The following is a 12,735-nucleotide window of genomic DNA, read 5'->3' as shown; positions in this document are numbered from 1 at the left end:
ACATGTTCCGGAGGACACGGCATCGACGACGGACCCCGCAGCCGGCCCGGCCGGGGTTGTGCCCTGGGTACTGTCCGCACGCAGCGTCGAGGCTCTGCGTGGCCAGGCCACAGCACTGGCGGCACGGCTGGCGAGAGACGCCGGGACGACCCCGGCCGAGATCGGATGGTCCCTGATCACAACGCGTTCGGTGTTCGAGCACCGCGCGGTGGTCATGGGCAAGGGCCGTGATGAGCTGATCGCCGCGGTACGGGCACTGGCGACCGGTGAGCCGGATGCGGGCCCTGTGTTGTCCGGTGCCGCCCTGACCACGAGCGATACGGGCCCGGTGTTGGTGTTCCCGGGGCAGGGTTCGCAGTGGGTGGGTATGGGTGCCGGTCTGCTGGACGCGTCGCCGGTGTTCGCGGCGCGGGTGGTCGAGTGTGAGCGTGCGCTTGCTCCATATGTGGACTGGTCGTTGACGGAGGTGCTGCGGGGTGCCGAGGGCGCCGCTGACCTCGGTCGTGTGGATGTGGTGCAGCCGGTGTTGTGGGCGGTGATGGTGTCGTTGGCGGCGGTCTGGGCCGGATACGGTGTGCGGCCCGCTGCGGTGGTGGGCCACAGTCAGGGGGAGATCGCGGCGGCGGTGGTGGCGGGTGCGCTGTCGTTGGAGGATGGTGCGAAGGTTGTGGCCCTGCGCAGCCGGGCGCTACGGCGGCTGGCCGGTGGCGGCGCCATGGCATCCCTCGGCGTGGGCCACGACCAGGCCGTCAAGCTGCTCGCCGGACTGGGCGACCAGGCCGCCGACGTCGGGGTGGCGGCCGTCAACGGGCCGGCGTCCACCGTGGTGTCGGGCCCACCGGAGCACCTGGCCGCCGTGGTGGCGGCGTGTGAGGAGAGCGGCGGCCGGGCCCGTCTGATCGAGGTGGACTACGCCTCCCACAGCCCCCAGGTCGATACTCTGCGCGACGAGCTGATGCGCGTCCTGGACGGCATCAGCCCCGTCGGCACATCCGGTTCGGGGACCGCGTTCTACTCGACGGTGGCCGGCGGACCGGTCGACACCGCCACGCTGGACACCGCGTACTGGGTGACCAATCTGCGGGAGCGGGTACGGTTCGCCGACACGATCGAGGCGCTGCTGACCGATGGCCACCGGGTGTTCATCGAGGCGAGCACCCATCCGGTCCTGACGCTCGGGATGCAGGAAACCTTCGAACAGACGGGCGTCGAGGCGGTGACGGTACCGACGCTGCGCCGCGACCACGGTGGTCGGGAGCAGCTGGTGAGGTCACTCGGCCAGGCGTTCATCGCGGGGATCGCCGTCGACTGGACCTCGCTCTACCCCACCTCTCCGCCGCCGCGCGTGGTGGAACTGCCCACCTACGCCTTCCAGCGCGAGCGGTACTGGCTCGACAGCCGCGGAGGCAGCGCGGGCGACCCCTCCGAGCTGGGGCTGACCTCCGCCGGACACCCTCTGCTGGGCGCCGCCGTGGAACTCGCCGACGGCAGCGGTCATGTGCTGACCGGCCGGATCTCCGCACGCGCGCACCCCTGGCTCCACGACCATGTGGTGGCGGGCACGGTGCTGGTGCCGGGGGCGGCCCTGGCCGAGTGGATGCTGCGCGCTGCCGACGAGGTCGGCTGCGGCGGTGTGGAGGAGCTGACGCTCCAACTCCCACTCGTGCTGGCGGAGTCGGGCGCGCTGCGGGTGCAGGTGGTCGTGGGCGCGCGTGGGGACGACGGTCGCCGTGATGTACAGATCTACTCCCGCCCCGAGGACACCGCCGACGTGAACGCCGGATGGGTCTGCCATGCGGAGGGTGTGCTGAGCCCGCCCGCGGACGGTGCTCAGGAGGCAGCGGGCCTGGACGCGGTGTGGCCACCAGTAGACGCGCGCCCGCTGGACGTGGAGGGCTTCTACGAACGGGTGGCGGCCTCGGGGTACGCGTACGGGCCGTCCTTCCAGGGGCTGCGCGCCGCATGGCGGGACGGTGAGGATGTGCTCGCCGAGGTGGCACTGCCCGAAACCGCGGGCGATCAGGCGGGATTCGGTATCCACCCGGTGCTGCTGGACGCCGCACTGCACCCCGCCCTGCTCATCGGCCAACTCGACACCACGGACACCGAGCCCGCCGACAGCCGGGTGTGGTTGCCGTTCGCGTGGAACGGTGTGGCGCTGTGGGCGGCCGAGGCGACGACCGTACGAGTCCGGCTCTCACCCCAACCGCAGACCGCCGAGGGTGAGCGTGGGCTGCGGATGACCGTGGCCGATGCCGTTGGTGCGCCCGTGCTGACGGTCGACTCGGTGGCCATGCGGCCCGCGAGCGTGGACCAGCTGCGTATGGCGAACGCACACCGCACGGACGGCCTGTTCACCGTCGACTGGACCCCCATGCCGCTCGAACCAGGGGCTGCGGACGCGGTGGCCGACGGCGACGACTGGGCCGTTCTGGGCGGTGAGGGCCATCCGGATCTGGCAGCGCTGATCACGGCGCTCGACGATGGCGAGCCCGTCCCATCAGTGGTTCTCGCCGACGTCTTATCCCGTGACCCGGAGCCGGGAACGGACCCGTGGACGGACACCGGAACCGACGCCGAGAGGGCGGCGGCCGAGGGGCTGGCGCTCGCGGAGCGTACGTTGGAGCTGGTGCAGGGCTGGCTGGCCGAGCCGCGGCTGGCCGACGCCCGGCTGATGGTGCTGACGCGAGGCGCAGTGGCGGTGCACGGTACCGAGGGCAACCCGTCCACCGAGGCCCGTACGAATCTGGCGGCCGCCGCGGTCTGGGGCCTGGTCCGCAGCGCACAGTCGGAGAACCCCGGGCGGTTCGTCCTGGTCGACATCGACCACGGCCACCACCACGGCCCTGGCGCTGACGGCAGCCGCCTGAGCGGCGACAGCGTACGCGCCGCCGTGACACGAGCCGTGGCGGCGGACGAACCCCAACTGGCGGTGCGCGCGGGGCGGGTCCTGGTGCCACGTCTCGTCCGTGCCGGTGCCGGAGGCGCCGGGCTGGTCGGCCCGGTACGGCAACCGGCGGCCTGGCGGCTGGACACCGCGGGTACCGCGACGCTGGAGAACGTGGCCCCGGTGGCGTGCCCCGAGGTGCTGGAGCCCCTGGCAGCGGGACAGGTGCGTATCGCCGTACACACCGCCGGTGTCAACTTCCGTGATGTGCTGGTGAGTCTGGGCATGGTCCCGGGGCAGACCGGCCTCGGCGGCGAGGGCGCCGGTGTGGTGGTGGCCGTCGGCCCGGATGTCACCGATGTCGCGGTGGGCGACCGGGTCATGGGCGTCCTCGACCAGTCGTTCGGCCCCTTGGCGGTCACGGCCGCGCGGCTGGTGGCGCCGATCCCGGCCGGCTGGAGTTTCCAGCAGGCGGCCGCCGCCCCGGTGGCGTATCTGACCGCCTGGTACGGGCTGGTCGAGCTGGGCGGGCTCAGGTCGGGTGAAGCGGTGCTCATCCACGCGGCCACCGGTGGTGTGGGAACGGCGGCCGTGCGGATCGCCCGTCATCTGGGCGCGGAGATCTACGCCACCGCCGGCCCCGGCAAGCATCCGGTGCTGGAGTCCATGGGCATCGACGCGGCACACCGGGCCTCCTCTCGCGACCTGGACTTCGAGGACGCCCTGCGCGAAGCCACCGGCGGACGCGGTGTGGATGTGGTGCTCAACAGTCTCACCGGGGAGTTCATCGACGCCTCGCTGCGACTGCTCGGCGACGGCGGCCGGCTGCTGGAGATGGGCAAGACCGACATCCGCGATCCGGAGCACATCGCCGCCCTCCACCCGGGGGTGACGTATCAGGTCTACGACCTGATCACCGGTGCGGGCCCGGACCTCATCCACCGGATGTGGCACACGTTGACCCAGCTGTTCGACTGCGGGGTGCTGGACCCGCTTCCGGTGCGGTCCTGGCCGCTGAGCCGGGCGCGAGAGGCCCTGCGCTGCCTGAGTCAGGCCAAGCACACCGGCAAACTGGTGCTGGACGTGCCCGCTCCGGTGGATCCCGACGGCACCGTACTCATCACCGGTGGCACCGGCACCCTGGGCGGGTTGGCCGCCGAACACCTCGTCCGGGTCTGGAACATGAGCCATCTGCTCCTGGTGAGCCGCGGTGGCCCCGACGCGCCGGGCGCGAAGGAACTGGCGGCCCGGCTCGAGGGGCTCGGCGCCGAGGTACGGATCGTCGCCGCCGACGTCACCGACGCCACCGCCGTCAACCGCCTCGTCGCGGACATCGACCCGGCACATCCGCTGACAGGGGTGATCCATGCGGCGGGTGTTCTGGACGACGCCGTGGTCACCTCGCAGACCCCGGAACGGCTCGCGCGGGTGTGGGCCACCAAGGCCACCGCCGCCGCCCACCTCCACGCCGCCACCGCACATCTGCGACTCGGCATGTTCGTGATGTTCTCGTCGGCGGCCGGGGTGATGGGCAGCCCCGGACAGGCCAACTACGCGGCGGCCAACGCCTTCTGCGACGCCCTCGCCGCCCACCGCCAGGCCGGCGGCCTGTCCGGAGTGTCCGTGGCATGGGGACTGTGGGCCGACACCAGCGGAATGACCGGGCACCTCGCCGAGGCCGACCTCGCCCGGATGGCCCGCTCCGGGATCGCGGCGATGCCCGGCGAACAGGCGCTGGAGCTGCTGGACGCCGCTTGCTGGCACGGCGATCCCCAGCCCGCGGCGGTCCAACTGGATGTACGCGCCCTGGCCGCCCGGCCCGCCGGCACCTTGCCCGCTCTGCTCCGCAGTCTGACCGCCGACGGCACGGCCAACCGGCGTACCGCCGCCACGGGTCGGCCCGCCACCGGTCTGGTCAGCCGCCTCGCCACACTTCCGCCGGACGAGCAGCACCACGTCCTGCTCACCCTCGTCCGCACCCAGGCAGCCGCCGTCCTGGGCCACGGCGATGTGCAAGCGGTGTCCGGCGACACCCCGTTCAAGGACATGGGATTCGACTCGCTGACCGCCGTCGAACTGCGCAACCGGCTCTCCGCGGACACCGGACTGCGACTGCCCGCCACTTTCGTGTTCCGGCACCCCACACCGTCGGCCATCGCCGCGGAGCTGCGCGAGAAGCTGTGCCCCGAACAGGAGGCCGCCCCGGCGCCCGTCTTCGGCGAACTGGAGAAGCTGGAGGCCGCGTTGGCGGAGTTCGCCTACGACGAGGAGGCGCGCGCCAGGCTGGCCAAACGGCTGGAGACGCTGCTGTGGCGGCTGAACGACGGCTCCGCCGAAACCGCCGGGCACACCGTGGACGACGGTGCCCTCGAGTCCGCGTCGGACGACGAGTTGTTCGAGTTCATCGACAGGGAACTGCCCTCTTGACCGCGAGTGAGGACTGATGTCGGGTACGGAAGACAAGCTCCGCCAGTATCTGCGCCGGGTCACGGTGGATCTCGGACAGGCTCGGCAACGGCTGCACGAGGTCGAGGAGCGGTTCCAGGAGCCGGTGGCCGTGGTGAGTATGGCCTGCCGTTATCCGGGCGGAGTGAGCTGTCCGGAGGAGCTGTGGGAGCTGGTCTCCTCCGGCGGCGACGGGATCAGCGCGTTCCCCACCGACCGCGGCTGGGACCTGGAGGGGCTCTATCACCCCGACCCCGACCACCCGGGCACCAGCTATGTCCGGCACGGAGGTTTCCTCCAGGACGTCGACCGTTTCGACGCGGACTTCTTCGGGATCAGCCCGAGGGAGGCGCTGGCGATGGACCCTCAGCAGCGGCTGCTGCTGGAGGTGTCCTGGGAGCTGTTCGAGCGGGCGGGCATCGATCCGACCGCGGTGAAGGGCACCCCGACCGGGGTGTACGCGGGCGTGTCCAGCCAGGACTATCTGTCCCGGATGCCCCATGTCCCCGAGGGGTTCGAGGGCTATGCCACGACCGGCAGCCTGACCTCGGTGGTGTCGGGCCGGGTGGCGTACACCTTCGGCCTCGAGGGCCCCGCGGTCACGGTGGACACCGCCTGTTCCTCGTCGCTCGTCGCCATGCATCTGGCCTGCCAGGCGCTGCGCCAGGGCGAATGTGACCTCGCACTCGCCGGCGGGGTCACCGCGCTCACCACCCCGACCGCCTTCGCGGAGTTCTCCCGGCAACGCGGACTGGCTCCGGACGGGCGCTGCAAGTCCTTCGCGGCGGGGGCGGACGGCACCGGCTTCTCCGAGGGTGTCGGTCTGGTGCTGCTGGAGCGGCTGTCGGACGCCCGGCGCAACGGCCACCACGTCCTGGCCGTCATCCGCGGCTCGGCCATCAACCAGGACGGCGCGAGCAACGGTCTGACCGCGCCCAACGACGTCTCGCAGGAGCGGGTGATCCGGCAGGCACTGGAGAACGCACGGCTCGCCCCCGACCAGGTCGACGCGGTGGAGGCACACGGCACCGGGACCTCCCTCGGCGACCCGATCGAGGCCCAGGCGCTGCTGGCCACCTACGGACGGCAGCGACCCGCGGACCGGCCGCTGTGGCTGGGCTCGCTCAAGTCCAACATCGGACATGCCCAGGCCGCTGCCGGGGTGGCGGGCGTGATCAAGATGGTGATGGCCCTCCGGCGCGGGCGGCTGCCGATCACCCTGCACATCGACGAGCCGACCCCGCATGTGGAGTGGGACGGTGGCGGGGTACGGCTGCTGACGGAGCCGGTGGAGTGGCCCAAGGGCGAGCGCCCGCGCCGCGCGGGCGTGTCCTCCTTCGGCATCAGCGGCACCAACGCCCATCTGATCCTTGAGCAGGCACCCGAGCCGAGCGAGCCCACCGAGCCCACTGAGTCCGACGGCGGCGGTCAGTCCGGTGTGGTGCCGTGGGTACTGTCGGCGCGCGGACAGCGTGCCCTTCGGGCCCAGGCGACCGCGCTCGCGGCGCGTACGGCGGCTGATCCGCGGCTGTCGGTATCCGATGTGGGCTGGTCGCTGACCACCACCCGGTCGGTGTTCGACCACCGCGCGGTGGTGCTGGGGGAGGACCGGCAGGAACTCCTCGCGGCCGTGGAAGCACTGGCCGCGGGGGAGGCTCACCCGGGTGTGGTCCACCCCGGTGGCGCCGCGAGGGCCACGGACCTGGGCCCGGTGTTGGTGTTCCCGGGGCAGGGTTCGCAGTGGGTGGGTATGGGTGCCGGTCTGCTGGACGCGTCGCCGGTGTTCGCGGCGCGGGTGGTCGAGTGTGAGCGTGCGCTTGCTCCATATGTGGACTGGTCGTTGACGGAGGTGCTGTGGGGTGCCGAGGGCGCCGCTGACCTCGGTCGTGTGGATGTGGTGCAGCCGGTGTTGTGGGCGGTGATGGTGTCGTTGGCGGCGGTCTGGGCCGGATACGGGGTGCGGCCCGCTGCGGTGGTGGGCCACAGTCAGGGGGAGATCGCGGCGGCGGTGGTGGCGGGTGCGCTGTCGTTGGAGGATGGTGCGAAGGTTGTGGCCCTGCGCAGCCGGGCGCTACGGCGGCTGGCCGGTGGCGGCGCCATGGCGTCCCTCGGTGTGGGCCACGACCAGGCCGTCAAGCTGCTCGCCGGTCTGGGCGACCAGGCCGCCGACGTCGGGGTGGCGGCCGTCAACGGGCCGGAGTCCACGGTCATTTCGGGCCCGCCCGAGCAGGTCGCCCATACCGTGGCCAGGTGCCAGGAGAACGGTGACCGTGCCCGGCTGATCGAGGTGGACTACGCCTCCCACAGCCCCCAGGTGGACGAGATCGCCGACGAGCTGACGGAAGTGCTGGCCGGGGTCCGGCCGGTCCCGTCGACCGTGGCGTTCTACTCCACCGTCAGCGGTGGCCGTGCCGACAGCACCGGGCTGGACACCGGCTACTGGGTGGTCAACCTGCGGGAGCCGGTGCGTTTCGCCGACGCCGTACGGGCGCTGCTGGCCGATGGCCACCGGGTGTTCATCGAGGCCAGTACCCATCCGATGCTGACCGTCGGGATGCAGGAGACCTTCGAGGAGTTGGGGGCCGATGCCGTCACCGTCCCCACGCTCCGCCGTGACCACGGCGGCAGGGCCCAGCTGTTGCGGTCGCTCGCGCAGGCGTTCACCGCAGGGGCCGCCGTCGACTGGTCCACCCTCTGGCCCTCCGGCCCCGTCTCCCCACGCGTCGTCGACCTGCCCACCTATGCCTTTCAGCGCGAGCGGTACTGGCTGGCCGACTCGGTGTCCTTCGACACCGTGGCCACGGCCGACGAGGACGAGACGTGGTTCTGGGCCGCCGTCGAGGGCGGGGATCTGGACGCGCTCGGCGAGACACTGCGCCTCACCGCGGACAGCGGTCACCGCTCGTCACTGGGCGAGGTGCTGCCGGTGCTCTCCGAGTGGCGGCGGGCACGGCGTGAGCGGACCACCGTGGACTCCTGGCGCTATCGCGTCGTATGGCAGCGGCTGGACGACACGGATCCGGGCGACGCGGGCTCCTGGCTGGTGCTGCGGCCGGAGGGCCGTGCCGACGGCTGGGCAGAGGTGTGCGCCGAGGCGTTGAGCGCGGGCGGAGGCCGGGTGCGCCGAGTGGACGTGCCCGACACCGTCGACCGCGACAGGCTCGCCGAGTTGCTGCGCTCCGCCCACGCCGGCATGGAGCAGCCGTTGACGGGAGTGTTGTCCCTGCTGGCCCTGGACGAGAAGGGCGGCGCGCCCGCCGTCGAGGTGGCCCCCGGGCTGACCGGCACGCTCACCCTCGTGCAGGCACTGGCGGACGCGGATCTCGGCGCACCGCTGTGGTGTGCCACCCGTGGCGCGGTCTCGACCGGTGACGGCGATCCGCTGGACTCTCCGGCACAGGCTCAGCTGTGGGGGCTCGGCAGGGTGGCGGCGTTGGAACGTCCCGAGCTATGGGGCGGGTTGCTGGATCTGCCCGCCGCTCCGGACCACGCCGCCCCGGAGCGGCTGCGTGCCCTGCTCACCGCGGCGACCGGCGAGGACCAGGTGGCGCTGCGCGCGGACGGCGCGTTCGGCCGCAGGCTGGTGCCCGCTCCGGTGGGCGGTTGTGTGCCGCGGCGGTCCTGGACGCCCCGGGACGCCGTGCTCATCACGGGGGACGCCGAGGGTCCCGCCGCGTATGTCGCCCGCTGGATGGCCGCCGAGGGCGCACGACATGTGGTGCTGCTGGGGCCCGGCAGGGGCAGCGGCCCCGGGGTCATCGAGCTGACGGCCGAACTCGCCGCTCTGGGCGTTCAGTTGACCGTCGCCGACTGCGCGCCCGCCGACCGGGACGGTGTGGTCCGCCTGGTCGAGGAGCTGTCCGCGTCCGGTGACCGTGTGCGCACCATCGTCCATACGTCGGCCTCCGGCGAACTGACCCCGCTGACGGAACTCACAACCGAACGGCTGGTGCGGGAGATCTCCGCCCATCTGGCCGATGCGGGGCCGGATCTGGCCGAGCTCTGCGGACTGGACCCCGAGGACACCGTCGTCCACTTCTCCACCGTCGCCACCGCGTGGGGCAGCAAGGACCACGGCGCGTACGCGGCCGCCACCGCCTTCCTCGACGCACTGGCCCAGCGGCAGCGTGCCGAAGGCCGGGCAGCCACGGTGTCCCTCGCCTGGGGACTGTGGGATCTGACGGACGGCAGCGATGTGGAAGGTGAGGGACGAGGTGACGCACTGGGCATCCACACCGAGCGGTCCCGACGGCAGGGGCTGGCGCCCCTGGACCCGAGGCTGGCGCTGACCGCCCTGCGCCAGGCGCTCGACCATGAGGACCCCGCGCTGGCCATCGCGGATGTCGGTTGGGAGCGGTTCGCCTCCCTGTTCACCCTGGCCCGGCCGAGCAGGCTGTTCGACGGGGTACCGGCCGCCCGTCGGACCGTCGAGACCGGACACGGCCCCGACGACGGTGGCGGCAGTGACGAGCCCGCGGCCCTGCGGCAGGAAGTGGCCGCGCTGCCCGAGAACGAGCGGATCGGCAGGCTGCTGGCGCTCGTCCGCGCGCAGGTGGCGGCCGTCCTCCACTATGCGTCGCCGGAGACGGTCGAACCGGACCGGCCCTTCAAGGAGTTGGGATTCGACTCCATCGCGGCGGTCGAGCTCCGCAACCGGCTGCGCACCGTCACCGGGCTGAGTCTGCCCACGACCGTGGTCTTCGACTATCCGACGCCCGAGGCACTCGCGGGCTGTCTGCTGGTCCATGTGCTCCCGGAGGAGCCGGCGACGGACCACCCGGCACTCGGACATGTCGAGGGGCTGGAGTCGGCGCTGGCCGGACTGCCCGCCGGGGATCCGCGCCGGGCGGGCCTGGTGAACCGGTTGCAAGCCCTGCTGTGGAAGTACACCGACACCACGGACGGGACCACCGGGGAGGCGGCGGCCGGGGACGACCTCACCGCGGCCACCGCCGACGAGATGTTCGCGCTCATCGACCGTGAACTGGGAGCGTGATCACCCAGGCGGCCGCCACACGCCCGGAAGCCCCGTACGGCGGCTTCGTACGGGGGGCGTGGCATCTGCCGTCATGGCGTGCCGTGGGCCGTCTGCCCGGCCGTACGGGCGAGGTCGAGCAGATCGTCGGCCACTCGCTCGGGATGCTGGGCGTGGATATCGTGTTCGGAGTCGGGGTAATCCCGCATGGTCGCGTTGCGCAGCGCCGCTGTGGTGTTCAGGATGCGCGAGCGGATGCGCTCCGCCCACCGCCGGTCCGCCCCCTTGGGGATGGCGGGCATCAGCAGAGTGGGCACCTCGATGGCCGGATACCACGGCCCCGGCGGCTCGTTCCAGATGCTCCGCAGGATCGACATGTGCTGCTCGGTGGACATGCGCCGGGACAGCGAACCGTCCGGGTTGACCCGCATGGTGGCCACGGCGGCGTCGATGGCGGCCGGGGACCAGTCGGGATGGATGGCACGGAAGTAGTCGCTGACGCTCTGCACGGTGGCGCCCTCGAGCGAGGCCGGGCGCAGCGCCCCCACGAACGCCTCCCAGGAGTTGAAGGACGTGGCCGGCTCGAGCCAGCCGCCGTCCACCAGGGCCAGCGCGGCCACGAGCCCGGGGTGCTCGGCGGTCAGCCGGACGGAGACATTGCCGCCCCAGGAGTGTCCGGCGACAACCACCCGGGTCAGTCCGAGAGCATCGGTCGCCGCCACCAGATCCGCCACCGCCGTCGGGGTGTCGTACCCCTCCTCCGGGGTGTCGGACTCTCCATGGCCACGCAGATCGACCGCGTACACCGGATGCCCCGCGGCGGCCAGATGGTCGGCGACCTCGTCCCACAGCCGCGCGCTGGAGGCCATTCCGTGTACCAGGAGGAAGGGGAGCGACGCGGTTCCCGGCCGGTGCCGGACATGCAATTTCACATCGTCGGTTACGGGCACGGAAAGATCCATGAAGAAATTCTAGCCCGGTGTCAGAAAATGTTCGAGGGCTGTGGGATGTGATGTCCGCGCGGCTTAGCGCCACTTAAGGGAGGCGCGGGACAATTGCCCTGAGCTGGTTCCGCCGGATGTGAAATTTCCGCCAGGTGATTCGCGCATATTGCCGACCGTAGACTCCGAGCCTGAAGTGAGGCGCCGTGTATCCCCCGGAATCCAGGTTCGCCCGCGTCGAGAACATCGACCTCACCGACTTGTCCTTCTGGGCACGGCCCTGCGGCGATCGCGACGCGGCCTTCGCGGCGCTGCGCCGACGGCCGGAGCCCGTGCTCTTCCATGAGCCGGCCCTGCCCGGGTTCGCCCATGGGGCCGGCTATTACGCGATGGTGCGCCATGCCGATATCGCCGAAGTGAGCCGGCGGCCGCAGGATTTCGGCTCGCTGCCCACCGCCATCAGCATCGCCGATCTTCCGGAGGAGTTCAACAGCTTCTTCGGATCGATGATCAATATGGACAATCCTCAGCACGCCCGGCTGCGGCGGCTGGTCTCCCGCGCGTTCGGACGGGGTATGGCTGCGGAGTTCGAAGCGGCCTCGCACAAGGCGGCACGGCAGATCGTCGACGATCTGATCGCGGACGGTCCCGGTGACTTCGTCCGCAAGGTAGCCGCGATCATGCCGATCGCCGTGCTCAGCGGCATGATGGGAATTCCTGGCGACGACTACGAGTTCATCTACGACCGGTCCAACGTCATTGTCGGAACCTTCGACCCCGAATACGTACCGCACCCCGATCAGGCGACGGCGGCCCTGCTGAAAACGTCGCACGAACTCGCGGACTACATCTCCCGGCTCGCCGCGGACCGGACCCGCAATCCGACCGGAGACCTGATCACCCGGCTGGTGCAGGCGCAGATCGACGGGGAGCGGCTGAGCCCCGAGGAACTGTCCTCCTTCTTCATCCTCCTGGTCGTCGCCGGGATGGAGACCACCCGCAATGCCATCTCCCGCGGCCTGGTGCTGCTGACCGAACACCCGGAGCAGCGCGAACTCCTGCTGTCGGACTTCGAGAAGTACGCTCCCGGCGCGGTCGAGGAGATCCTGCGGGTCGCCACGCCCATCAACTGGATGCGCCGCACCGTCACCCGCGACTGCGAGGTGAATGGCAACCGCTTCACGGAGGGCGACAAACTGCTGCTCTTCTACTGGTCCGCCAACCGGGACGAGGACGTCTTCACCGACCCCTACCGCTTCGACATCACCCGGGACCCCAATCCCCATATGAGCTTCGGCTCCGTAGGACCGCACTTCTGCCTGGGTGCCCATCTCGCCCGGATGGAGGTCACCGTGCTCTTCCGCGAGCTGTTCGCCCGGCTCCCGGAGATCCGCACCGCCGGAGCGCCCCGGCGGCTGGTGGCCAGCTTCGTCGAGGCCATCAAGCATGTGCAGTGTACGTTCTGAGAGTTCGGGACATACGAGGAC

At 71.4% G+C, this 12,735-nt stretch carries 4 protein-coding genes; 3 read left to right on the top strand and 1 reads right to left on the bottom strand.

Annotated elements, in window-relative coordinates; all coding sequences use genetic code 11:
• Positions 1-5,314 (top strand): SDR family NAD(P)-dependent oxidoreductase (locus tag JK363_RS39660; protein WP_201883197.1); only part of this gene is annotated, 5,314 nt, incomplete at its 5' end.
• Positions 5,315-5,330: 16 nt separating this feature from the next.
• Complete coding sequence (locus JK363_RS39655) at positions 5,331-10,328, top strand: type I polyketide synthase (protein ID WP_201883194.1); 4,998 nt, start codon at positions 5,331-5,333, stop codon at positions 10,326-10,328.
• A gap of 71 nt (positions 10,329-10,399) precedes the next feature.
• Here JK363_RS39655 and JK363_RS39650 read toward each other — a convergent pair whose 3' ends face one another.
• The gene (locus JK363_RS39650; protein ID WP_201883189.1) at positions 10,400-11,269 is read right to left on the bottom strand and encodes an alpha/beta fold hydrolase; all 870 of its coding nucleotides are present in this window, start codon (positions 11,267-11,269) and stop codon (positions 10,400-10,402) included.
• A 185-nt stretch (positions 11,270-11,454) separates the two neighbouring features.
• Between JK363_RS39650 and JK363_RS39645 the strand changes: the two genes are divergently transcribed.
• Positions 11,455-12,714 (top strand): cytochrome P450, encoded by a 1,260-nt coding sequence (locus JK363_RS39645; protein WP_201883186.1) that lies wholly within the window; start codon positions 11,455-11,457, stop codon positions 12,712-12,714.
• Positions 12,715-12,735: the final 21 nt, after the last annotated feature.

The organism is Streptomyces coffeae (genome assembly GCF_016741875.1).
GTDB lineage: Bacteria > Actinomycetota > Actinomycetes > Streptomycetales > Streptomycetaceae > Streptomyces > Streptomyces coffeae.
This window is presented reverse-complemented; position numbering and strand designations above follow the sequence as displayed.